The following is a 25,079-nucleotide window of genomic DNA, read 5'->3' on the forward strand; positions in this document are numbered from 1 at the left end:
GCTAGTTTTATACACTTATTATAAAAAGGATGAATTATGTTTATTCGATTACCTCAATTTCAAAAAGTTTATTCCAGTTTTTTCCAGTAACAAATAATTGTTTTGTGTCTTTTTTATAAGCAATACCATTTAGAACATCTAAATCACTATGTTGTTTTACTTTTTCACGAAGCCCCGATAGATTGATAACTGCTTCTAGAGCACCATTTTTTGGATTGATGATCGCTATACCATCTTTTTGCCAGGTGTTTGCATAGATTTTTCCTTCTACCCATTCTAGTTCATTAAATCTGGATTTTACACTTTTATTGGTAGTAACTTGTATATAATCTTTTTCAGCAAGTGTATCTGGATCTAAAAACCATATTTTCTCAGTACCATCACTTTTGTAGATAAAGTCTCCATCAAAACAAAGTCCCCAGCCTTCTTTGCTTTTATTGTAGGCAAAACTATCTATTTTTTCCAAAGTATTACGGTCATATATAAACCCTTCTTTCGAAGTCCAGGTAAGTTGTATTATTTTGTCTTTAACGATAGTTATTCCTTCCGCAAAATATTCTTTCGAAATATCTTTTTTTTGTATTATTTTCCCAGTTTTATAATCCACTTTTCTTAAGGAAGAACTTCCTTTTCTTCCTGTACTCTCATAAAGAGTATCTCTGTAGAATTCTAATCCTTGTGTAAAAGCTTTTATGTCATGTGGATATTCGGCAATGATTTTATACGAATATAATTTTGGGGAACTATGGTTTAGAAAAGTGATTTTTTTAGTAATGGTATCCATGTTTCCATCATAAAATACTTGAGCAGTCAAGGTGTGATTGCCTAGTTTTTCATCATCTATTTTTTCTTCGTAATTAAAGTTGTTTTTAAGAGAAGTAACTTTATTGTCTAATATATAAGTTACAGAATCTATTTTGAAGTTTTTAGCATTTATGATGTTTGCTTTTATTGTTTCTCCTAGCTTAAATTTGACTTTATTGTCACTAGTAGCAATAGAAAAATGTTTTTTTTTCTGATCAGAATTACTTCCGCAAGAAAAATAAAATATGGTTAACAGTATGATGACGAATAGGTTACGAATATTCATTTGTGTGATTAAAGTTTATGGCAAGATATTTATTTTAATTGGGTTTAAAAAATCATTGTTTTATATATTAAAGATTGTATCTTTGCAGCGGCAAGTCCTACACAACTAGCTCCTGTTGAATCCTCCAGGGCGGGAACGAAGCAAAGGTAGACGGTTGTAGCAGTGTGATGTAGGTAGCTTGCCTTTTTTTGTATCCAATAGTTACGTGCAAAAAGTCTTACCTAAATTAAGTAAATCTATTTTCTTTATATATAATTAAATGTTCATAATTGTATATTTGCAAATATGGATAAAAACAAAAAGGAAACAGTTGTTTTGGTCACAGGAGGTTCTTCTGGGATTGGAAAATCAATAGGGGTATATTTAGCTGAAAAAGGGTATACTGTATATGGTACTAGTCGAAATCCATCAAGATTTCCTGATTTTTCTTCCTTTACTCTTTTACAATTAGATGTAGCAGATGTAAAGAGTATTAAAGATGCAGTTAAATTTATTGAAGAAAAACACGGAAGACTAGATGTTTTAGTAAACAATGCAGGGGCAGGTATAACGGGGCCTATAGAAGAAATTCCTAATGAAGAGATAATAAGAAATTTTAATACAAATTATTTTGGACCAATCAATGTTACGAAAGCTGTTTTGCCGATAATGAGAAAACAAGGTAGTGGTTTGGTTATTAATATAACTTCGATTGCGGGGTATATGGGATTGCCTTTTAGAGGTGTTTATAGTGCTTCTAAAGCAGCATTAGAGATGACTACAGAGGCATGGAGAATGGAGCTAAGTAATTTTAATATTAAAATGACTAATATCGCTCCAGGAGATTTTGCGACTAATATAGCAGCTGGACGTTATCATGCACCCGTAATTAAAGGTTCTCCTTATGAAGACCCTTATGGAAATGCTTTAAAATTGATGGATGATCATGTTGATTTAGGAAATGACCCATTGGATATGGCTAAAGAGGTTTTTATGGTTATAAATTCTAAAAAACCAAAAGTGCATTATAAAGTGGGGGCATTTATGCAAAAATTTTCTATTGTATTAAAACGAGTTTTGCCTGATAGGATGTACGAAAAACTCTTAATGAATCATTATAAATTATAAAATATTTTTTTTGTAACGTGTGGTTTCAAATAATCTAAAAGATTATGTGGGACGATAATGATTATTTTTATCTTCGCGCTGTAATAAGAATAGCATAAATTTTATACACAACAATCTAAAAAGAATACTATGAAATTTTTTATTGATACTGCAAATCTGGATCAGATTAAAGAAGCACAAGATTTAGGTGTTTTGGATGGGGTAACGACAAATCCATCCTTGATGGCAAAAGAAGGTATCACCGGTAAAGAAAATATAATAAATCATTATAAGAAAATATGTGAAATTGTAACTGGAGATGTTAGTGCAGAGGTTATTTCTACAGATTTTGATGGTATTATCAAAGAAGGAGAAGAATTAGCAAAACTTCATGATCAGATTATTGTAAAAGTACCTATGATTAAAGATGGTATTAAAGCAATTAAATATTTTAGTGATAAAGGGATTAAAACAAATTGTACATTGGTTTTTTCTGCTGGGCAAGCCTTATTAGCTGCTAAGGCAGGTGCTACTTATGTGTCTCCATTTATTGGTAGACTAGATGATATTTCTACAGATGGGCTTAATCTTATTGCAGAAATTAGATTAATCTATGATAATTATGGTTTTGATACCCAAATCTTAGCAGCTTCGGTAAGACATACTATGCATGTAATAGATTGTGCAAAGATAGGAGCAGATGTAATGACAGGGCCTCTTTCTTCTATAGAAGGATTGCTTAAGCACCCTTTAACCGATATCGGTTTAGCTAAGTTTTTAGAGGATTATAAGAAAGGAAATTAAAGTGTACTGTTAACACTTCTAAATTAAAATAATATCAACAAAGCTATTCTTTAAATAGAATAGCTTTGTTAGTTTTCTAAACTTGATAACTGTGTATATTGCATTAGTTGTTTTTCGAATAAAGAAGCAAATAAATCTGTATTTGGATTTATAATTTTTCCTTCTTGGTTAACAAGTATAACTTTATTTCTGTAATGAATAACTAGTTCTTCAGAAGAACATTTTGGGTATTTAAACTCATATTCATAATCTAAGTTGTACCGATGTCTTTTTATTGTTTTTAACCAATTCTTTTCTTGTTCGCTATCCGTATTGATGGCAATAAAATCAATATTTGGATATATAGTACTTAAATAAGCTGTTTTTTTATGAGCTTTTACATAGTGATCTTTGCTTTCCATAGACCAGAAATAGAGAGCGGTAATAGGTTTTTTGAATAATGAAGATAATTTTACAGTTTCTCCTTTTGAGGTTATTAAATCTTGATTAGGAATAATTTTATTAGGTCTTAATTTTGAGATTGATCTAGCAAGATTTTTTAATTCCATTTTCGATTTCTTGTTAGAGCTAATCTTTTGGTAATGTTTTAGTACCTTATCGGATTCATAATCATTTTTACTATCCAATAAAAAATTAGTAGTAAATCTTCTAAGTAGATTGTTTTTGATATATGGGTGTTTTATCATACTATCGATTAAATCCAGTTTATATAATGTGCTGCCAGATTGGTTATTATATTTAGATAACTTATTAGCATAATTAGATAAAGAAGCATTAATAAAATAATAATTTAAAAATCGATGAAAAGAGTATGATCTTTTTAATTCTTCATCATTAAAATTAATTTTGTTTCGATAACTAAAAAAAGAAGTAGATAGTCTTTTAGTAGCGTTAATACCTCCTATTTCATAACGTCTATTAAAGTACAGTTCATGTCTTGTGTAATAATCAAAAATTAAACTGGCTTGTGTGATTTTTTTAGCTAGGTTGCTTAAATTGTTTCGTTTAACTAATTTTTTGTATGTGATTAATTTTAAATTAAGTAAAGAATCTTGTTTTTTTTTGAAAAGAGAAGTGGATAGTCTAAAATCAGTTCTTCTTAATTCTTCACGTTCTATTTCATCTTGTAAAAATAAATCGATTAAAAAATTATTTTTTGCTGCACCATCACCAGTAAATACAAGAGATTCATCAAACTCTAAAGTATTTAGACGTATAAGGATACTATCTCCTTTTTCAAGAAGAATAACTTGGTTTTCAGGATTATGCTTAAAATAATACAATCCTTCTTCTTGATTTTCTATTTTATGCATAAACCTATTATTTCTATCTAGAAAGATAGTGTCATCATAATCAGAGTTTTTAGATAAAATGACATAATTGGTATTTGGATTTACAATTTCGCCTCCAAAATAAGTGTATTTTCTGTTGCTTTTTTCAGGAGTACTACAACTAAACAAGAAACACGATAAAAAAGAAATTAGGGTAAAATATCTCAATATATGAAATTGTATTTAAAGATTATATATGACTATCATTCAAAAATAAAGGGAAACATCTTTTTGGATTGTTAAGGATACGTTAATTGTGTTTTAATAGAGCTTTTAATCCACATTGTGGAGTTTAATTCTCCGAAGCTAGCCTCGAAAACAAGATATATTTTCGGAAACATACTTTAGCTTGCTCCGAGGTTATTGACTTATGAAATGAGATAGTGGATATTGTATTTAAATTAAACATAGATTATATTTCAGGTTCTGAATCCATTTTTCTACTTTTGCGCAAAATTTAACTATTCAATTTTTATAATCATGCTATCAGTTTCTAATCTTTCAGTTCAATTTGGTAAACGTATACTTTTTGATGAAGTAAATACATCTTTTACACAAGGCAATTGCTATGGTATTATAGGTGCTAATGGCGCTGGAAAATCTACATTTCTTAAAATACTTTCTGGAGTGATGGAGCCTACATCTGGTCATGTACATTTGGAGTCTGGAAAAAGAATGTCAGTTTTAGAACAAAATCATTATGCATATGATGAGTTTACTGTCTTAGAAACTGTGATTATGGGTAATAAGCCTTTATATAAGATTAAAAAAGAAATTGATGCTCTTTATGCAGATTATACAGATAAAAATGCAGAAAAGATAGGTGAACTTCAAGTGCAGTTTGAAGAAATGAATGGTTGGAATGCAGATAACGATGCAGCAGCAATGTTGTCTAATTTAGGGATTAAAGAAGACTCTCATTATACACCAATGTCAGATTTAGATACTAAACAACGTGTACGAGTACTAATAGCACAATGTTTATTTGGTAATCCAGATGTATTGATTATGGATGAGCCAACAAATGATTTAGATTATGAAACTATATCTTGGTTAGAGAGTTTTTTGGCAAACTTTGATAATACTGTTATTGTAGTATCTCATGACCGTCACTTTCTGGATGCAGTATGTACTCATATTTCAGATATTGATTTTAGTAAGATTAATCATTATAGTGGTAATTACACATTTTGGTATGAATCTTCTCAATTAGCTGTAAGGCAGAGAGCCCAACAAAATAAAAAGGCAGAAGAAAAGAAAAAAGAATTACAAGAATTCATTGCACGATTTAGTGCCAATGTTGCAAAATCAAAGCAAGCTACTTCGCGAAAAAAAATGATAGAAAAACTTAATATCGAAGATATTAAGCCTTCTAGCCGTCGTTATCCAGCTATAATTTTTGAAAGAGAAAGAGAGGCAGGAGATCAGATTTTAAATGTAGAAAACTTAGCAGCAAGTCTAGAGGGAGAAACATTGTTTAAAGATATAGATATCAACTTAGCTAAAGGAGATAAAGTAGTGGTTTTTTCAAAAGATTCTAGAGCAACAACAGCCTTTTATCAAATTCTTAATGATAAACAAAAAGCAGATAAAGGAACATTTGATTGGGGGATTACTACAAATCAATCGTATCTACCTGCTGATAATAGCGAATATTTTCAAAATGACTTATCTCTTGTTGATTGGCTTCGTCAATGGGCAACTACCGAAGAAGAGAGAGAAGAGGTGTTTATTAGAGGTTTTTTAGGTAAAATGATTTTTAGTGGCGAAGAAGCACTTAAAAAATCAAATGTATTATCTGGAGGAGAAAAAGTGCGTTGTATGTTATCAAAAATGATGATGACAAGAGCTAATGTCCTAATGTTTGATGAACCAACAAATCATTTAGATTTAGAATCTATTACAGCATTTAATAATTCTCTTAAAAAGTTTAAAGGCACAGTTTTGTTTACAACTCATGATCATGAGTTTGCTCAAACTGTAGGTAATAGAGTGATAGAATTAACTCCTAATGGAGTGATTGATAGATATACTACATTTGATGAGTATATGAGTGATTCAAAAATTAAAGAATTAAGAGAAAAAATGTATACAGTTAATGTATAAAATTTTTGTTAATTACATATTGTTATTTTAGAACCTGTATTTTTAAATCATAGCTTTAGTAAAACTGTTAGAATATTAGATTATTTATTTTAATATAAAAACAAGTACTATGATAAAGTTAAAAAATAACCAATGTTAGTTTTTGTAACATATTTATAATGAAATAGGTTTTTTAATCTATAGGATACTTCTTGGTTTTACGATTAACTATTTAGATAAATAGTAATAAGGGAGTAATTTCGAAGTTTCTTTTATAAATAGTATTCTATTTAAGTGTTTGAAAAACAGTAGTTTGTTATTTTACATGAGTTTTTTATTCCTTATATTTACGAGTCTTTTTATTAACCTGAGCTCTAATATTAGGATATACTATAAAAACCGTCATTTTTTTTATATTAATCTCTTGATTGTACTTGATATAATTTTTCTACTAGCCAATCAATCTCATTATTTATATATTTTAGTTTGAAGCACGGAATAAAAAGATGATTTTAATATATAATTTCATTTAAAAAACTAGATTTCTCCAATTAATTCAGAAATAAAAACAATGAAACCTATTTATTTAGGTATAGTTAAGGTATTCTGTTTTTAGCTTTACTGCCTAATAAAACCGTAATAACTTTACTGTTTTATTAAAATTAATATATTTAAATCTAAATTTTAAAAAAAATAAAACTTAAATTTGTATCATAAATGGTTAATTTAATATTAATTTTTTGAGAATATAGTCAATTGTATGTTAAACTAGACATAATTACTTTTTTAAAGTAAAAATAATTACAGCTATGCTGATTTTTCAGCACCTTTTAAATCTTCACCCCAAACCTATTAAATAAGAAGCTATAATTATAAAGTTTTATATTTTTCAAAATACTATTAATAGAATAGGTTGCCTTCATAATTTTAAAATATTAAAAATAATGTTATCAAGAAAAATCACAATTATTTTTTTTCTTACTCTAACGATATTTTCTTTTGGTCAATGTAAAACTATTAAAAATGGTAATGCAGGGGATAAAGAATCAAAGACTTTAATGATACAAGAAAATAAAAAAGACTCAAAGTTAAATGGAGATAAAACGATGAACCTTGTTATTAAAAAGAAGGTTAAATCAGAAGATCCAGCAACCTTTTTTGAATATATAGTATATAATCAAAAAACAAGAGAAATTATTAAAAAAGGCTCATTTAGAGGATCAGATATAGATTGGTATGATAATAATTCACTTCAGCTTATTCCTTATATAGGAATCGAACAAAAACCAATTTCAGATAACCCAGAAGATTTTCTCTCTTCAGAAAATAAAACTCAAATTACAATTATTAAATTAAATTACTAACTCATGACACACAAATTTTACTTTAAAAAAATGCTAGTCTTAGTGTTTTTAATAGTGGTGTATACTTCTTGTACAACGACTAAAAAAGAGCAAAAAGACATCGCTAAAATTGAGACTAGGGATATTGTTAAAAAACCTAAGGTCAAAAAAGATCATAATAAGAAAAAAGGCATAGAAATAATGGCAGACTATGTCAAAAATCTTTTAATGCCTATTGGAGCAGAAAAATCCACTTATGAAGAAGGTTTTTTAATAACGGAGCATCAGAAAGCTATGAAGAATGCTTCTAAGTTTAAAAATGCTAGTATTATTAAATGGAATGAACGAGGGCCGGTTAATGTACCTGGTAGAATACGAGGTATTGTAGTAGCGCCAGATGATGTAAATAAATGGTATGCAGGTACAGTAGGTGGAGGTCTTTGGGTTACTAAAGATGCAGGAAAAACTTGGGAAAATCTAACAGATTATAAAGTGCCAAATCTATCAACATCTACTATTGCAGTAAGTAAAAAAAATCCTAAAACACTTTATGTTGGAACAGGGGAACCATTCGGTAATTTAGATGCAATTGGAGGTATAGGTGTTCTTAAAACTATAAACGGAGGTCGTAGTTGGGAGTATTTGGATAATACAAAAGATTTTGGAGGAATAGGAAGGTTAGCTATAAACCCAGCAGATGAAAATAACCTTGTAGTAGCAAGTAGTACAGGTATTTATGTAACGACAGATGGAGGGAAAACTTGGCAGAATACGTATAGCGGAGGTAATGTTCAAGATTTAAATGCCTCTCCTAGGACTTTTAACACGATTTATGGAGGTGTTAATGGTGTAGGAATTATAAAAAGTAAAGATGCTGGGCTTACTTGGGATTTAGTATTAAATAAAGATGATTTTAATGCAAATCATGCTCGTTTTGAATTAGATGTTTCTCCAGCAGATCCTTGTAGAATATTTGTTTCTGTATATACACCTAGTGGAGGTGCTACAACAGCTGTTAATACTGATTTTTATGTTTCTGATGATCATGGAACTACATTTAAAGTTCTTGAATTTGATGGAGCGCCAGAGGCAGGGAACTTAGTTACAGGACAAGGATGGTATGATAATATGCTTATGGGGCATCCTTTTAATAAAAATATATTTTATGTAGGAGGAGTAGTAGTGTATAGAGTTGAAGTAGAAAAAACAGGAGTAGATAAAGATGCTCCTTTGAAATATTCATTTCAACCAATTGCAGCAGGGTATAATAATGAGTTAAATGATTATGTACATGTAGATCAACATGGATTAACATGGGCTTCAAATTATCCTGAAAAGAAATTTAAACTTATCCTAGCTAATGACGGAGGAGTATATCATACAGATTTTTTAACTGATCCAGGAACCACGGTTAACGATTGGTCAACATCCGCAGTAGGTCTTAATTGTACTCAGTTTTATGGTGCAGATAAACGTAATGGTGTAGAGGATTACATGGCAGGAGCACAGGATAATGGTACATGGATATCTTTAACAGGAGCTCAAGCAAATGATGAAACCGAATATGAATTTATAATTGGAGGAGATGGATTTGAAGTATTATGGAATTATAATGATCCTAATAAATTTATCGGAGGTTCTCAATATAATGGTTTTGTACGTTATGTAAATGGTAGAGGTTTTAATGCAAGACATGGTGATGCAGGAGCGGGTAAATCTCCTTTTTACTCCAAGATTGTCAATGCTAATAATAATCCAGATGTATTATTTAGTCCTTCCATTAATGGGGTTTGGAGATCTGATGACTTTGCAGAATCTTGGAGTTTGACTAGTATTCCTGAAAAATTTGCAGTAGGAACCAATGCATCAAGTGCATTGGATGTAGCTGTATCTATTGCTAATCCTGATATAGTATGGGCTGGTAATGCAATGACAGAGAATGGTAATTTTGTAATGCATGTTTCTAAAGATAATGGAGTTTCTTATGAATCGACGCTTCCATTTTCTGATCCAAGAGATGATAAAAATCACAATTTGTATATTTCAGGAATGGAGACTTCTCCTAATAATGAAAATAGAGCTTATATGTTGTTTTCTTCTCAAGGAGCAGCTAAAATTTTAAAAACAAATGATTTAGGAAAAACTTGGGAAGATATATCTGGTTTTTCTACAGGAGAGGATAGAGGTTTTCCTGATGTAGCCATTCACAGTATTGTTGAAATGCCTTTTGATGAAAATAGAATATGGGTAGGTACCGACATAGGGGTTTTTCAAACCCTAGATGGAGGTAAAAACTGGGCTCTTTTAGCAGGGTTACCAGCATTTTCTGTTTGGCAAATGAAAATAGTAAACAATCAAGTAGTAATGGCTACACATGGTAGAGGTGTTTGGACAGCTACTCTTGAAGAGTTAGAAGGATACGAGCCTCCAAAATATTTTGCTCCTCCTACAATAGTAAATGTAGCTCAGGAATCGATAGAGAATCAAAATGGAGTCGTTAATTATATCCATAGCAATGAGGATGTTGCCGCAATTATTGTATATCTTGATGGAGAAGAAGTAGCCCAGATTACAGATAATGTTGCTCCAAACACACAATTTGCTTATACTTTGGATAATCTTTCTGAAGGATTACATACGATAGGTTTACAAGCTATAAATAATGACCAAAAGAGATCAACAATATCTTCAAAAACTTTTGATATTATCGATTTCAATGTTCCAGACTCATTCATTGCGATTCAAACTTTTAAAACTTCTGATGTGTATACTTTTGGAGGAGAATTTGTGATTAATAATCTTGATGCAACCGTTAGTCAATCTGTTCTTAGTAATTTAGATCATCCATATTTAGATGATTCAGAATACCGAACTGTTTTAAAACAACCTATTATTGTTTCTGCGAATAACGCAAATTTAACGTATAATGATGTGGCAATTACAGAATTTGATGAAACACCAGGGCAGTTTTATGACTATGTATCTATAGAGGCTTCAAGTGACTTGAGTAATTGGGTAAGATTGGATGCTTATGATGCAGAAAAATTTTCAGAGTGGACAGATTTTTATAATTCAGGAGCTACAGTAATAAATGATGACTTATTTAAAGAGCAAACAATTAATTTGCTAAACTTTTTCCAAGCAGGAGAAACTATTGCAATACGATTTAGATTAATATCCGATCCTAATACTAATTCTTTTGGTTGGGCGATACGTTCTTTTAACGCACAAAAACAAGCTATTGCACCAGAAGAGGAAGAAAATCTTGTTAGAAGCTCACAAGGACCTCTTGTATACCCAACAAGTTCTGATGGGAATGTACAAATATCTTCTGCAATTGTTATGAATAATACTACTGTAGAAGTCTATGGTTTAAATGGCGCTTTAGTATATAACAAAAGAATAGGCGTTTTAAATAGTGCTGAGCAACCTCTATCTTTAGGAAAGCTTAATTCTGGAATTTATATGGTTAGAGTAAAAGGAGAAGGTGCTCCGGATACTATATCTAGAATTTTAATTAAATAATTTTTTATAAAAACAGATACCTCTATTGATAAGAGAATGAATTCTAAGTTATAAAATAAATAATTTAGCTAAATTTAGTAAAGACCTTTCATTAATTTGAAAGGTCTTTTTTTTAGAAATCAGGTTAATAATATGTTTTTAAGTTGTTTATCCATCTTAAAAATGACGCTTTGTTATACGTTATATTGGATTAAGACCAGTTTATATGAAATATAAATTATCGTTAATAGAAGGTGTAGAGGTAAGATTGGATCAAGATCAAAATGGATCATTACTTGATCCCTCTTTTGGTCTTGATCTCTAATAAACAAAAAAGCCTCACTAAATAATAGTGAAGATTTTGTGATCTAGAAAAGACAAATATTGAAAAAAAATAAAAATAGTTACTGAAAATCAGATATTTAGAAGTGTGTTTTAACGTTGCTTGATTTTTTTTGGACTTTTAATAAATCTTAGTTATTTCCATAATTAGATGAAATTTTTTATTTTTTTTGAATCCTTAGAAATTGAATTTTACTTTATTTATCAATGGATAATCCGTCATTCCTAATCCCGCTCTTTATTATACTCGACAGCATTGCAAAGCATTAAAACGATACCGATAAGAGCTTCATTTACAATAGTCGAAGTACTTAGAGTAATACATGTAACTGTACCAATTAGAAAGCACATTTTCAGCCTCTGTGATAGGTATATTGAAAATCTAAAAAGCTATTATTGATGATACAAATACAGTAGTATCAAATTTTGCTATGATTAATACATGCCTGTAATTATTCACATTCAATTTAGACTTACTGCTAGAACTAAATACTTAGTAAAGTTAATAATAGAGCAGAGGTAGTTGCGGATGCAATACAATAGTATTACATAATGTGTTGATTTCTGGCAAAGATGCTTTTATAAGGTCTTTCGTTTCGTAACCACTGATGTTACCCAAAAAGTATGCTCCACTTCCAGTTATTAAGGTGGCAATTATAGCAAAAGTCAATGCTCTTTTGTTATAATGAGTTAATTTCATTTGAAAACAAAATATATTTTCGGGAGCATACCTCATGAGCTTGCTCCGAGGTTATTGATTTATGTTATTTTTTTATATTAAAGATTACTTTTATTTACCCTAGAAGCGCAGTTTTTTGCCCAGTCTTCTACACGTTTTCCAAAACATTCTAGTATAGCATCAACACCCAATACACTACCCTTACAATTACGGCCTAACATATAAATCTGACTGTTTTGTCTATATGTATTTGTTTTTATTTGTCCATCCTCAAAAGTTTCAACACCTAAACTAGACGTAACAGCTTTTAGAACGTTATTATTTAAAAGGTTCAAAATTATATCAGAATTAATTTCTTTCAAAACAGGACTATCTAATACTGCATTAATCATAATATCAGCTTTTTTCATACTCTCATTATTTTTTAGGATCCAACCATCCTCAGATGCATTAACCTCTGGGTCTTTAACTAGGTCAAAATTAATTACACCTTCATCTGAAAGTGCAATTACTTGCTTTATAGAATCAACTGGTGGACCATAAGAGTATCTTTTAAGCCTTTCATCAATATTTATTATTTCCTCCATAATAGTATCGTCCAATCCACAGTACGAGAATAATTTGTACATACTAGGTTGCAAGTGGCGCCATAATTGACCTATAGCGTAATCTAAACTTATCCCTGTTTTGTGATGCGCCATAAGAACTGTTTTTTTCATATAACTAGTAACTTCTAAATCAGTATCAAGTATACAATCGTGCTTAAAGCAAGAATCTTTTAACCAAGCGCTTGAAATATCTTTAATTTTTTGATTAGAGAAATCGGCTGTAAGAAAACAATTCGGATTTCGATTCAAAACGGGAATTAAAGTGCTTATAAAAGTTTCTACCAAATATTGAGGAAATAACTCATTAGCTTTTAATCCATTTTTGATCTTGATTTCAAACATCTCAGTTAATTCTTTTTCAGGATCAAATAAAGAATCTACTTTAATATTGTATGGTTTAGGAACAGGTGGTAATCCATCAAGGGAAAATGGAATTATAGTATTCTTTGAAATCTGATCGTGTTTGTAACGTAAAAAGCAGTCATTTTTATTTTCTTTAAATTTAGATTCGTCATTTAATCCAAATAGTCTGAATAGATCCAAAGTTGCTAAACCAAAACCCCTTATGGCTATTACTCGGTTTTTGTCTATTCTTTTATCAAGCTTAATATCATAAGGAGTTAACTCTAATTGCAGTCCATACGTTTTAGATAATTTGTGCCATTTTTTTATTTGATCTGAAGGAAATGTTGGTTGGTGACCAATCGTTATTAAGCATTCATCTGCATTCTCTTTTTCATTATCTGGTGTTTCAATTAATAGAGCCCCATCTTGAAATACTACATTTGAAACCTCTAATTCAAAAAGTTCAATTTTATTTTGTTCCTGCAATATCTTTTTGACAGAATTAAAACGCTCCATTAAGTATTCTCCCATTACTTTTCTGGGTATGAAATAAAAGGTGTTTTTTGGAAATTTAAATTTATGAATCTCAAACCATTCAATAAATGAAGGAAAACCAGGTATGGTAAAATTTTCGAACTTAACAGGTTCTCTACCTTGCAAAGATTTTAAAGCCTTGTCAGAAATGTTAATCCAATTAGTTTCTACTTGATCGGTTCTCCATACTCGTCCAGCACCAAAAAAAGGATAGGAATCAAATAATTTGATATTTGGAATGAAATTAGATTTTGATAAATGTTTTAGTAAGGACTCTAAAGAGGATAAACCTCTAGGACCACAACCAATGATTGCTAAAGTTTCAATTTTTTTCATAAGTCTGACAGATAGTTCTTTTAGAAACAAATAATACTATTCATTTAAAAGTTGATAATCGAAGTTAAATTTCTTAAAGCATATCAATTAACTGAAAAGCTAAAATTATGACCTCTTATAGTAACCTCGATCTGTTTATTATAAACTTCGCATCACGTATGTAAACAACTAATCCTTAAATTTATAAATCCCATTTTATCAATATCTTAACTACTTAATTTAAAAAAATATTTGCCCCTTGATAAATTATTTTAACTAAATTCTAAAAAGGATATGTTTTACGCTTTGTTCTTTTATATTTTAACCCTATTTAACAAATCGCATCAATTTAAACCTTCAAGGTTTTTTGAATACCCCTGAATTACTAACTAATGGAGATACATTAAAACAACTATTGGCTCGAAGTAGATATCTACTATATAATACGATTTACGAATAAAAATCTCGCATATAATCGCATTCTTTTTCTACTATATTTTCTTCATAAAATGAAACAATAGCTATGACTATTCTTTAATTTGATTCATCAATCTAGCGAAAAACCTTTGCAATTATTTATACGCAATTCTCATCCGTAAATCGTATAACTTATTTTAGGACGGGACAATAAAAACAAAAAAGCCATACTAGTAATAGTATGGCTTTTTGTGAGCCCGATAGGATTCGAACCTATGACCGCCTCCTTAGAAGGGAGGTGCTCTATCCAGCTGAGCTACGAGCCCGTAACCATTTGAAACATCCAATAGAATAAATAACCTATTGTTTTGACGTTTTCAGCGGCGCAAATATACAATACATTGAGGTTTTTGCAAGCATATTGAGATATTTTTTTTCTTTTTTTTTCTTTACTTTAGTTGATAGTCTTTCTTAATATCATTATGATGACCTGTAATTATTTGACTTTCTTTTGTTTATAATCAATATAAGTGAGCTTTTTTTAGAGATTAAAAAGAACTAAAAAATCAATTTTTTTAATCATACATAAAATCTAACTAGTTGTGTAAAATATCCATTCTTATTATTAGGAAAAAAGTATACAAGCTGTTAAAGTAAACCTCATTATAGTCTTTGTTGGTCACTGTAAAATTCACTAAAAAGAGGAGGGTTTGAAAAAGATGGCTATTTTAAAAGATATTCATTCTTCTGAGTTAGATGGCATTTTTTCTAGATGCTTTTAACGTATTATATGAGATATGTTCAGTTCCTCTTTTGTTGATTAGAACATTACATATATTATAACTGCCTATCTTTTTTATGGTGAACAAAATTTCTACATATAAAATAACTTTTATAGCTTTTCACAATTTTGGTTACAGATATATGTTAAGCGGATATGGTAAAAATCAACTAAGTCAAAAAATTATATGTTAAGTATTAGGTGAATTAGCTGTTAATATGAATTAGGAAGAGCTAGATACTTTTAATTACCTTATTAAGGATCATAAATCACTTAATGTTTTATACGAAATTGATTTCCATTAAAAATATTTCTTAAACAAGAGAAAAATTATTCTCCTTCTTTAGCGCCATCAACCTTAATTCTTTCTATTCTATTTGCTACTTCCCAAGCTGTATAGAAAACCAATTTTGCTCGTTTTGCCATTAATTCATAAGCAATCTTATCTGGTGTGTCTGTAGGCTTATGGTAATCTTCATGTACCCCATTAAAATAAAAGATTATAGGGATATTATGTTTTGCAAAATTGTAATGATCACTTCTGAAATAAAATCTATTAGGGTCATTTTTCTCATTATACGTATAATCTAAATCTAATTGTGTATACTTTTTATTAGCCGTTTCACTAATTTCATGCAGTTCAGAACTCAATCTATCACTACCTATTAAGTATATATAATTTCTTTTATCTTCATCTTCATGCTTTTTATCAACTCTTCCTATCATATCGATATTAAGATCTGTTATTGTATTTTTTAAAGGAAAAACAGGATTCTCTGTATAAAATCTAGAACCATACAGTCCTTTTTCTTCACCAGTAACATGCAAAAACAAAATAGATCGTTTAGGGCCAAAACCGTCTTTTTTAGCTTGCTTAAAAGCACTAGCTATCTCTAAGAGGCTCACAGTACCTGAACCATCATCGTCGGCTCCATTGTATATATTACCTTTTTCATCCACTCCTACATGGTCATAATGTGCAGATAGCACTACTATTTCATTCGGTTTTTCCGTTCCTTCGATAAAAGCCAAAACGTTTTCTGAAGATTTAATACCACCTCTAAAATAGCTTTCTGGTATTTCTTGATAATAATCATCCCCTCCAAAAGGAGATGGTATCTCCATTTTTTTATATTGAGTTTTCAAATATTCTGCAGCTTTTTTTTGGCCGGCCTCTCCTGTATCACGACCTTCAAATTCATCTCCTGCAAAAACATATAAATATTCTTTCAACTCTTCTGCTGTAATACTTTCTGCATACGTAACTACAACTGACTCTGTATTCATACCAGATGTTGAATCTGTTTTTAATGGATTTATTGTCGGATTTTGAGAAGTTCCACAACAACAAATTATGAATGAAGTAACTAAAACTAAGATGTTTTTCATGTAATTTTTTAATTAATAGCGCACAATATAATCATTTTGTCGCATATCTCTTAAAGCTCTTTTCTTCTTTTAGAAAAAAAAACTTCAAAATATTTTATATTTTTCTTTTTAGATTTAAAAAAGGTTTTATATTTGCACCCGCATTCAAGGAATACTTGATGAGACTAAACACTGGAGAATTGGCAGAGTGGTCGAATGCGGCAGTCTTGAAAACTGTTGAGGGTCACACCTCCGGGGGTTCGAATCCCTCATTCTCCGCTTATAAGTTGTAAAAGCCCATAAATTATATATTTATGGGCTTTTTATATTTTCTTCAATATTAAATTCTTACACCTCTGAACTGGGCTCTAAAGGCTTTTATACGATTTACGAATAAAAATCTCGTATATAATCGCATTCTTTTTCTACTATATTTTCTTTATAAAATTAAACAATAGCTATGGCTATTCTTTAATTTGATTCATCAATCTAGCGAAAAACCTTTATAATTATTTATACGCAATTCTCATCCGTAAATCGTATTATTTTAGGATTAAAAGATTCTGCCGAAGCATTTATACTTCGATTGATAAAATAGTTTAGTGTTGATCTATGGTTTATCGTTATGGTATTGGCAATAGTATTGAATGCTTTAAAATGGATCAATCTTCTTTATTTTGGGATTAAAGATTCTGCTGATGCATTTGTGCTACGGTTTATAAAGTAATTGAGTATAGACCTATCAAGATACTTGTTTGTATTAAAATTTCACTGAAAATAGGGTATAAAAAAAAAGAGATGATGTTTAATTTTACAAATAATCATTAAATCTATAAACTTTAGTTTAATAAAAGATAGCTATACTGTATTTTGAGAAAGTCCGCTTTATTTTTGATGAATTACTTATTTTATAATAATCAATCTTAAAACTTATGATTAAAAACAGTGTAGGTAAAACTAAAAGTTTTTTAGAAATAATTGATTGATTTTATTTTATTGATATAGTATAAGTGGAATTATAACTTTTTTAAGGAAAAATTAAGACATGTTTATATTTGTATTTAATTATTTGTTTGTCAGGTATTTAGTTTGTTTTTAAATGCATTTTAATGTTTAAACAGTATTAATATTGAGGTTTAACCGTATGTATATTTATTTAATATCGATTAAGTTTGTTACATATTTACCCTACCCTATATAAAGTATTAGTTTTAATGGATTATTAAATGCTAAGTAATATGCATACAGGCTTGTTTTTTGTATGATGTATATTATGGAATTTAAAGATAATACTATCTTTTTTAGCATTTTAATAAATCAATTACTTACTGTATTGATGTGAATTTGTTCATTTTAAAATTTGTTAAAAAAGAAAATAATAATTGTTTATTAAAAAAAATAAGCATTGACAAACCTATGAATGAGATTAAATACAAAAAAAACAGATGTAAGTAGATAATAAAAAAAATAACATTCGAATACTAAAAATAATATATAACAAAAAAAACTTTAAAATATGTCTATGTATAACTATGGAATAGGAGGAAACGAAGTAAAAGTAGATGCAGGAGAATCTATTGCAGATATCCCAGCAAACAAAACTTTATTGATTCAAAAATTAACAAATGAAGCTCCAGTTACACCAGAAGCTGTTTATGGTCTTCAAACGGTAGAACAGGTATTTGAAAAATTCGCTCCAAATGTAGATGTCGAATTTCAAGATGAACAAGGAACAGATGTAAAAGAAAATATAAACTTTAAAAACCTTGGAGATTTTGGATCTAAATCTATTAAAAAGAACAGTGATTTTTTGAATAAACTGGATATTGAAAAAGAACAAAACACTAAAATTATTCGGCAACTTACCTCTAATAAAGGATTGAAAAAAGCATTAGAAAATCCCGAAACTAGAGCAGCTATTGTTCAAGTATTAGAAGAGTCTCTAAAAGAGATTGAAAACGCAGGAACTAAATAATACGTAAGATATTCATAAACCGACAATAAATTATTATGGCAATACAAGCAAAAGAAAATAAAGCGGCTTCTAAGCAAGAAAAACAAATTCAAAAAAGCGGATCTTCAGTTGAAGCCTTAGCAGAGTATGGTGGGTTTTCTTTTTTAGAAAATATAATCGATGGTTTTTCTAACCTTAACCCAAAAAGAAAAGCAAGAAGAAATATCTTTCTTACCGATGAGCAATGGGAAACGGAAAGAAAAAATTTATCAAATAGATTAAATGTGTGGGTAGATTTGCTGAATAGTGGAAAAGATACTGAAGGTATGCGAGATATAGCAAAAGATCGAGCAGAAAAAGCAGATACCACGTTAAATTCAAATTTAAAAAAAGCATTAAAAGCCACAGAAGAGTTAGAGAGATCTTATAGATCGATGGCTCTTTTTTATAAAAACACAGAATCTGATAAAGTAAAAAATGTAACTATACTTAATGCAGATTTAGATCAAATAAAAGATTTAGACAATACGCTATTTATAGATTATGTAGCAAATGAACTAAAACAAAATTTTGATCGCCTTGATCTTAGAAGTAATTATGGGATATTAAATGTACCTGGATATTTAGGATCTAATGCTGTTTTGGATAAATGGTCAAAAATAGCGTATGACAATAAAGCTGTTTTGGTAACAGATTTTCAGGATTTAGAATCCCCAGATGATGTTGTAGATATCTTCTTTAACGCTAATCATACTGGAGGAGATGTTTTTAAATCCAATACTTTAATGTCTTGTAATTGGTTATTAGGAAGAAAAAAAGATGATGTGGTAGGAGAAGAAGATAACCTATACGTTCCTCCATCTTCTGCATTAGCCGGAAAAATATACAGTACTTTGATGTCTCAAGTAGTTGCTGGTAAAAAATTTGGAGGAATTAATGAAGTAGAAAGTGTTCGTTTTGATCTTAAAAAGAGCGAAATCTCAGAACTAGAAAAAATGGGATTGGTGCCAATGGTTAATGAGTATAGTAAAGTTATGGCATTTTCTGCTAAAACATTATTCAATGGGGATAATCTAGGTCTACAAACATACTCTGTAGTAAGAGTATTTGATCATATAACTAAAGTGCTTTTTGATTTCTTAAACAGAAGAGCTTTTGAAAACTGGACAACTCGTACAGAAGCAGATTTAAGAAGTCAAATCGTTAAGTTTCTGGATGGAATACAAGGTCCGTCTAAACTTATTGAAAGGTTTCAGGTAATGAAAATAGAACAAGATAAGAACCAAAAAGACAGAGTACTATTAGATATACATATTACTCCATATTTTCCTGCAAAAAGTTTTGTAATTCAGTTAGATGGTCATAAAGGAGATGGTCCTGAAAATGCAGAATGGCACAGTGAATATAAACAACAGTAATATTAAATAATGCTACAACCTATTAAATTAAGCGAAATCAAAACGTATTGATGCCATCAATTTGTTTTTGATTTCGTTTAAAACGATAGGAGAATAATAGGTTTTTTAAAAGAACAGAGTTTTGTTTTTATGAAAAAAAAGATAGTAGATGTTGTCGTTTTAGGCTTTTTATATGAAACAATATAATTTGATATCCTATATAATTTTATATGTAGGATAGGGTATGGATAATATTTAATTATTACACTGTTTTTCAAAACTATAGTATTTATGTTTTTAAGATGTAGAGCATCTCTCTTTTTATTTTAAAAATAGGCTAAATTATAAGCACTAAAATCTAAAGCAGATGAAGTATCTAAAATTACCTATAGATTTTTCTGGTATGTTACACGGAAAAACACAAAAAAGATGTTCCGTAGAGGAATCTATTGCGCAATATATTATGATGCAAATAACCAGTAGATATGGAGAAGTTGCAGGGAGAAATGATTTTGGATCAGATATATGGGAACTCGAATTCAATCAGTTAGTCAAGATTTATGAATGGGAAGAAAAAGTAAGATTATCACTTCTTGAGTCGATCACTAAATACGAAACTAGACTTACAGACATAAATGTAGTTGTAAGTTTAAGTGAAATTGATACAGATGTAGATTCTAAAAAACACTCCGAGGTAAGAAGAAAAGCAGTGATAAGCGTTTCAGGAAATATTGTGCAAACAGGAGTAGCCTTTAACTTTAATACATCTCTATACGTAAGCCCTTTATCTCAATAATGAATAAATCTTATTGAATTTATGTAAAACTTGTTTTGTAACATACAATAGACTCATAAAAAATTCAATAATAACCTAAAGGTATGGTTGATAATAATTATAGAAAAATAAAAGAACGTATGAAAATGCGTTCTATGGAATTGTGGGGAATAGAAAACAGTCAAAAAGTAGACCCAGTTATTGAGATGTTTCTAGACGTATTCTCCTATGAGTTATCAAAGATATATCAAGAAGTCAAAATATCAGATGCCAAACTTTTAGAAAGAATATCAAAAATATTGGTTAATGAAAACTGGTCACTCCCTACGCCATCACATGCATTGCTTAGTGTACAGCCTTCTGAACAAGTAGGAGAAATAGAAAAAACTACCCAGTTATATTTTCAAAAAATAGTTAAAGGAGAGTTAAACGATGTGTTTTTTACTCCAATCAAAAAACAAGAATTATTAAAAGCAAAAGTATATTGTACTGCTTGGGAGCGAGAATTAGCTTTTGATACAGATAAAGGGTTTAAACATGTCATAAACTCTTATAAAGAAAGCCAAGTCCCAGAATATACTATTTGGGTAGGCATAGATATTGATGAATCTTTACTGCAAGAAATAACCAAAATGCCAATAAGTATACTGTTAAAAGACTCTCATCTTAATCCATATCTAAAGATGAGTAAAGTACAGGATTATGAAGGCAATGATTTAATATTATATCAGGAACAAGAAGATATAAACACGAATAAAGAACATTATTATACTACTATACAACGATATTATCAAGATTATTTATATACTATAGATCTCAGCAATAGTACTAAAAAAAGGCACAAATTAACCAATAGATGTAACGGCATATTTAATCAAGAAGAAATAGAAGAATATGATAAAGAACTTTTTTGGTTACAAATATCATTTTCGGTAGCTTTTACAAAAGAAGAGTTGGATAAGATTACGATTTCTACAAATACATTCCCTGTAGTGAATAGAAAAAGATCGTACAAGCAGCATAGCATAAAAAGAAACGGTAAGATTGTTTCTCTTTATTTTGATGAAAAAGAATATTTCTTAAACGTAGAATCTCTTATCGATAACGAAGGAAGAATGTATAAGAGCGCATTAAAAAATGACATAAATAATATGGAAGGTTCTTTTTCTCTTTATTTTGGAGATATAGAGCAGTTTGATGAACGTAATGCAAAATCTATTTTAACAGATGTAATACAAACAGTAAGAGAAGAAGGAAGCTCATTCTCTGCAGTAGGATATGATTTGTTAAATGCTTATCTAGAAGATCTTAATAATAAATTAGACACTCTAGAACGTAAAGTAAATTTTAGATATAAAGATGTAAGTGATAATAGCGAAAAAGTTTATCTACAAACAATTCCTCATAAAACTTCGAATACCTATGAGTGTATTTATTGGACCACAAATGCTGGTTTAGCCAATGATATAAAGCAAGGAACTTTACTCAATCAATATCAAACTATCGAACTACAAGCAGACAGTATTCGATTACAAACAGATACGGTTGGAGGAATAGTAAAAAAAGGAGCAAAAGAAAAAATAAGCAGTTTTAGATATGGACTACTATCTAAGGATAGAATAGTCTCTAATGAAGATATCAAAGAGTTTATATATATGACCATAGGGGATGTGGTTAAAAATGTATCTGTAAAATCAGGAGTAGGGATATCTGTGCACAAAAAACAAGGATTAGTAAGAACCATTAATGTAGAGGTTCTATTAAGTCAAAGCGGAAATTTAAGTAACGAAAACAAAAAACGATTAGGAAATTACTTGCAATTAGAATTAGAAAACAAATCAGTGCATAGCACCCCTTATCGTGTAAACATAATATAATAGTAATGATCGAAAATAATTTCAGTCCAAGTTTAGTATCTGCAGTACGATTAGCAAAATCGTTTGCCACAAAAGATAGACATACGACTTATGGAGTAGCACATTTGGCACTAGCATTACTATACGAACCTACAGGAGTAAGTGACATATTATCTAGTATGGGTAAAGATGTAGATTACCTGCAAGAGTGGTTCGAAATGCGAAAAGAAATATACGAATCACAGGATCCCGATGCAACAGAACCTGTGCCAGATGAAGAAGTAGATAAAGTATTCGAAGAATCAGAAAGATCAAAATTAAAATTAGGAACCGATTACATAGACGGGGTTTGTGTATTTACAGCAATTATCAGAAAAGGAGTTGTATACACTAACAAGCAATTAGAAACCATTTCGGTAACAGAAGAAGAATTTTATAAAATATACGATTCTCCTATTTTTTCCTCAAAAAATTTAACCGATAGTGAACATGCAGAACTAGTAGGGTCAATACCGTATTGTACAAATCTGATTACCCAAAAAAATATAGATGAAGGCACCTTGATCTTAGGGCGAGATAAAGAAATGCGAAGCATTCTGGAAAGTCTCGAACGACAAGAAAATAGAGGTATTTTGGTAGTAGGAGACTCTGGAGTAGGCAAAACGGGGATTATTAAAGGATTAATTAAGCATATTGCAGAATCAGAAAACTCTTTGGTTTCAGAAAAACAGATTATAGGGCTTAATGCATCCAAACTATTAGCAAATAGTGCCAATGAGAGCGATGTAGCTAAAAAACTAAGCGATATTTTTGATAAAATAGAAAAAGTAGAGAATTGTCTTTTAATTATCGACGACATACAAGTTCTTATTGAAGGAGCTCAGGGAGGATCAGGAGCAGTAACCAATTTAATCTCTGCAGAGCTTAATGATGGATCTATTAATTTGATTGCAACTATCAATCCCGATGCCTATAGAAAAACGATAGAAAAACATTCTATAAACCGCAAGCTCGAAGTTATAAAGCTTGAGGAGTTAGAAAAAATGATATTACTTAAATGCTTAGAGAACCATAGATATAAGCTCACTGCATATTATCAATTAAAAATAGCCGAAGAAGCCATTACAGAATCAGTACAATACTCCAAAAGATATTTCAAAGAAAACAAACTCCCTCATGGAGCAATAGAACTGTTAGACAGAACATTGGCATCGGTACATACCAGTAACGCCAATTCTTTAAAAGAAATAGAAGCATTACAAGCACAGTTAAAAGCGGTAGCCCTAGGAGAAAAAGACTCTATATCCAATCTTTATTTCTTGTACCGCTTGGTAACCGATAGGATTAGTCCGGTAGTGTTAAATAACATCTCGACTAAATACGATATCCTTGCCATAGAAAAAGAAGAAGAACTGGTTCAAAAACTAGAAGAATATCTAACAGAAGCAAAAAAAATAGCAGAACAGCCCATTAAAGAAATCACAGCACATGAGATTTCAGCTATGGTGGCAAGCATTACAGGAATCCCTATAGGAAAAATACAAGCCGAAGAAAAAGAGAGACTTCTTAATATTGAAGAACGCCTGCAAGCAAGAGTAAAAGGACAAGATCATGCTATTACTACATTGTCAGACGCTATTATAGAGTCCAGAAGTGGATTAAGCAACCCTAAACAACCAATAGGGTCATTTTTCTTTTTAGGACCAACAGGAACCGGTAAAACAGAGCTTACAAAATCTTTGGCAGAACTACTTTTTGATGACGAAAGCGCGATGATTCGCTTTGATATGTCAGAGTTTAAAGAAGAACATTCTGCTGCACTTTTATATGGAGCACCTCCTGGATATGTAGGATATGAAGAAGGAGGGATGCTAGTAAACAAAATTAGAGAAAAACCATATTCGATCATACTATTTGATGAGATTGAAAAAGCACATAGCTCTGTATACGATGTGTTTTTACAAATTATGGACGAAGGTCATATTCATGATAAACTGGGGCGTGAAGGAGATTTTTCTAATGCAATCATTATATTTACTTCTAATATTGGTAGCCAGTGGATTGCAGAGCAGTTTGGGGAGCAAAAAATACCATCTTCAAATCAATTGATCGAAGTAATGAGCAATCATTTTAGACCAGAATTTTTGGGTAGGATCACAGAGGTAGTGCCTTTTGCTCCAATTAATGAGCAAGTAGCACAAATGATCTTTGTATTGCAATTCCAGAACCTGCAACAACAATTAAAACAACAAAAAAATATAACCCTTAATTTATCTAAAGAAGCGTTAAAGCATTTATCCAACAAAGGATATTCAAAAACCTATGGAGCCAGACCAATATCGGGAGTGATTCGTACCTATCTTAAAAAAGCAATATCCAGAATGATAGTATCAGAAAGTGTAGTTTCTGGGGATGTGGTACTGGTAGATTATAAAGACGAAAGTTTAATCTGGGAAAAACAGTAA

At 30.1% G+C, this 25,079-nt stretch carries 15 protein-coding genes, 2 tRNA genes and 1 other RNA gene; 12 read left to right on the forward strand and 6 right to left on the reverse strand.

The features are described from left to right. Window positions 1-40: 40 nt before the first annotated feature. Window positions 41-1,090: a glutaminyl-peptide cyclotransferase gene (locus H527_RS0114240; RefSeq protein WP_027413334.1), complete on the reverse strand. Its 1,050-nt coding sequence runs from the start codon at window positions 1,088-1,090 to the stop codon at window positions 41-43. An 88-nt stretch (window positions 1,091-1,178) separates the two neighbouring features. Between H527_RS0114240 and ffs the strand changes: the two genes are divergently transcribed. The 3 genes from ffs (at window position 1,179) to fsa (ending at window position 2,980) form a co-directional block, all read left to right on the forward strand. Next, window positions 1,179-1,277: signal recognition particle sRNA small type (gene ffs / locus H527_RS23575), an RNA gene on the forward strand. Between the two features lie 98 nt (window positions 1,278-1,375). Beyond that, on the forward strand, window positions 1,376-2,197 hold the full coding sequence (locus tag H527_RS0114245; protein ID WP_027413335.1) for an SDR family oxidoreductase: 822 nt from the start codon (window positions 1,376-1,378) through the stop codon (window positions 2,195-2,197). Window positions 2,198-2,326: 129 nt separating this feature from the next. Continuing rightward, window positions 2,327-2,980 (forward strand): fructose-6-phosphate aldolase, encoded by a 654-nt coding sequence (fsa, locus tag H527_RS0114250; RefSeq protein WP_027413336.1) that lies wholly within the window; start codon window positions 2,327-2,329, stop codon window positions 2,978-2,980. Window positions 2,981-3,048: 68 nt separating this feature from the next. Here the strand turns inward: fsa and H527_RS0114255 are convergent, their stop codons facing one another. After that, window positions 3,049-4,440, reverse strand: coding sequence for a hypothetical protein (locus tag H527_RS0114255; protein WP_027413337.1), 1,392 nt, complete (start codon window positions 4,438-4,440; stop codon window positions 3,049-3,051). A gap of 351 nt (window positions 4,441-4,791) precedes the next feature. Between H527_RS0114255 and H527_RS0114260 the strand changes: the two genes are divergently transcribed. From H527_RS0114260 to H527_RS0114270, 3 genes are all read left to right on the forward strand, one after another. Next, the gene (locus tag H527_RS0114260) at window positions 4,792-6,417 is read left to right on the forward strand and encodes an ABC-F family ATP-binding cassette domain-containing protein (protein ID WP_027413338.1); all 1,626 of its coding nucleotides are present in this window, start codon (window positions 4,792-4,794) and stop codon (window positions 6,415-6,417) included. 923 nt (window positions 6,418-7,340) lie between these two features. Then, the gene (locus H527_RS0114265; protein WP_027413339.1) at window positions 7,341-7,760 is read left to right on the forward strand and encodes a hypothetical protein; all 420 of its coding nucleotides are present in this window, start codon (window positions 7,341-7,343) and stop codon (window positions 7,758-7,760) included. 3 nt (window positions 7,761-7,763) lie between these two features. Then, complete coding sequence (locus tag H527_RS0114270) at window positions 7,764-11,264, forward strand: T9SS type A sorting domain-containing protein (RefSeq protein WP_027413340.1); 3,501 nt, start codon at window positions 7,764-7,766, stop codon at window positions 11,262-11,264. An 823-nt stretch (window positions 11,265-12,087) separates the two neighbouring features. Here H527_RS0114270 and H527_RS23185 read toward each other — a convergent pair. The 4 genes from H527_RS23185 to H527_RS0114295 form a co-directional block, all read right to left on the reverse strand. Continuing rightward, on the reverse strand, window positions 12,088-12,285 hold the full coding sequence (locus H527_RS23185; protein ID WP_027413341.1) for a hypothetical protein: 198 nt from the start codon (window positions 12,283-12,285) through the stop codon (window positions 12,088-12,090). Window positions 12,286-12,362: 77 nt separating this feature from the next. Then, window positions 12,363-14,087 carry an FAD/NAD(P)-binding protein gene (locus tag H527_RS0114285; protein ID WP_027413342.1) on the reverse strand — a complete coding sequence of 575 codons (1,725 nt, stop codon included), beginning with the start codon at window positions 14,085-14,087 and terminating at the stop codon, window positions 12,363-12,365. 648 nt (window positions 14,088-14,735) lie between these two features. Then, a tRNA-Arg gene (locus H527_RS0114290) sits at window positions 14,736-14,809 on the reverse strand. A 785-nt stretch (window positions 14,810-15,594) separates the two neighbouring features. Beyond that, window positions 15,595-16,653, reverse strand: a complete 1,059-nt coding sequence (locus H527_RS0114295; protein WP_027413343.1) for a M28 family metallopeptidase — start codon at window positions 16,651-16,653, stop codon at window positions 15,595-15,597. A 173-nt stretch (window positions 16,654-16,826) separates the two neighbouring features. Between H527_RS0114295 and H527_RS0114300 the strand changes: the two genes are divergently transcribed. The 6 genes from H527_RS0114300 (at window position 16,827) to H527_RS0114325 (ending at window position 25,079) form a co-directional block, all read left to right on the forward strand. Next, window positions 16,827-16,911 (forward strand) — tRNA-Ser (locus H527_RS0114300). A gap of 1,237 nt (window positions 16,912-18,148) precedes the next feature. Beyond that, window positions 18,149-18,607 carry a hypothetical protein gene (locus H527_RS0114305; RefSeq protein ID WP_027413344.1) on the forward strand — a complete coding sequence of 153 codons (459 nt, stop codon included), beginning with the start codon at window positions 18,149-18,151 and terminating at the stop codon, window positions 18,605-18,607. Between the two features lie 35 nt (window positions 18,608-18,642). Further along, complete coding sequence (locus H527_RS0114310; RefSeq protein ID WP_027413345.1) at window positions 18,643-20,004, forward strand: DUF5458 family protein; 1,362 nt, start codon at window positions 18,643-18,645, stop codon at window positions 20,002-20,004. 346 nt (window positions 20,005-20,350) lie between these two features. After that, on the forward strand, window positions 20,351-20,779 hold the full coding sequence (locus H527_RS0114315; protein ID WP_027413346.1) for a GPW/gp25 family protein: 429 nt from the start codon (window positions 20,351-20,353) through the stop codon (window positions 20,777-20,779). Between the two features lie 83 nt (window positions 20,780-20,862). Then, window positions 20,863-22,635, forward strand: a complete 1,773-nt coding sequence (locus tag H527_RS0114320) for a type VI secretion system baseplate subunit TssF (protein WP_027413347.1) — start codon at window positions 20,863-20,865, stop codon at window positions 22,633-22,635. A gap of 5 nt (window positions 22,636-22,640) precedes the next feature. Beyond that, complete coding sequence (locus tag H527_RS0114325; protein ID WP_027413348.1) at window positions 22,641-25,079, forward strand: AAA family ATPase; 2,439 nt, start codon at window positions 22,641-22,643, stop codon at window positions 25,077-25,079.

Source organism: Aquimarina muelleri DSM 19832 (assembly GCF_000430665.1).
Classification (GTDB): Bacteria; Bacteroidota; Bacteroidia; order Flavobacteriales; family Flavobacteriaceae; genus Aquimarina; species Aquimarina muelleri.

What these genes read in the sequence shown, in the direction of transcription:
- H527_RS0114285 (WP_027413342.1), bottom strand. Translation starts at nt 14,087, where the DNA reads ATGAAAAAAATTGAAACTTTAGCAATCATTGGTTGTGGTCCTAGAGGT.
- H527_RS0114245 (WP_027413335.1), top strand. Translation starts at nt 1,376, where the DNA reads ATGGATAAAAACAAAAAGGAAACAGTTGTTTTGGTCACAGGAGGTTCT.
- H527_RS0114325 (WP_027413348.1), top strand. Translation starts at nt 22,641, where the DNA reads ATGATCGAAAATAATTTCAGTCCAAGTTTAGTATCTGCAGTACGATTA.
- fsa (WP_027413336.1), top strand. Translation starts at nt 2,327, where the DNA reads ATGAAATTTTTTATTGATACTGCAAATCTGGATCAGATTAAAGAAGCA.
- H527_RS0114305 (WP_027413344.1), top strand. Translation starts at nt 18,149, where the DNA reads ATGTCTATGTATAACTATGGAATAGGAGGAAACGAAGTAAAAGTAGAT.
- H527_RS0114310 (WP_027413345.1), top strand. Translation starts at nt 18,643, where the DNA reads ATGGCAATACAAGCAAAAGAAAATAAAGCGGCTTCTAAGCAAGAAAAA.
- H527_RS0114315 (WP_027413346.1), top strand. Translation starts at nt 20,351, where the DNA reads ATGAAGTATCTAAAATTACCTATAGATTTTTCTGGTATGTTACACGGA.
- H527_RS0114270 (WP_027413340.1), top strand. Translation starts at nt 7,764, where the DNA reads ATGACACACAAATTTTACTTTAAAAAAATGCTAGTCTTAGTGTTTTTA.
- H527_RS0114260 (WP_027413338.1), top strand. Translation starts at nt 4,792, where the DNA reads ATGCTATCAGTTTCTAATCTTTCAGTTCAATTTGGTAAACGTATACTT.
- H527_RS0114240 (WP_027413334.1), bottom strand. Translation starts at nt 1,090, where the DNA reads ATGAATATTCGTAACCTATTCGTCATCATACTGTTAACCATATTTTAT.
- H527_RS0114320 (WP_027413347.1), top strand. Translation starts at nt 20,863, where the DNA reads ATGGTTGATAATAATTATAGAAAAATAAAAGAACGTATGAAAATGCGT.
- H527_RS0114265 (WP_027413339.1), top strand. Translation starts at nt 7,341, where the DNA reads ATGTTATCAAGAAAAATCACAATTATTTTTTTTCTTACTCTAACGATA.
- H527_RS0114295 (WP_027413343.1), bottom strand. Translation starts at nt 16,653, where the DNA reads ATGAAAAACATCTTAGTTTTAGTTACTTCATTCATAATTTGTTGTTGT.
- H527_RS23185 (WP_027413341.1), bottom strand. Translation starts at nt 12,285, where the DNA reads ATGAAATTAACTCATTATAACAAAAGAGCATTGACTTTTGCTATAATT.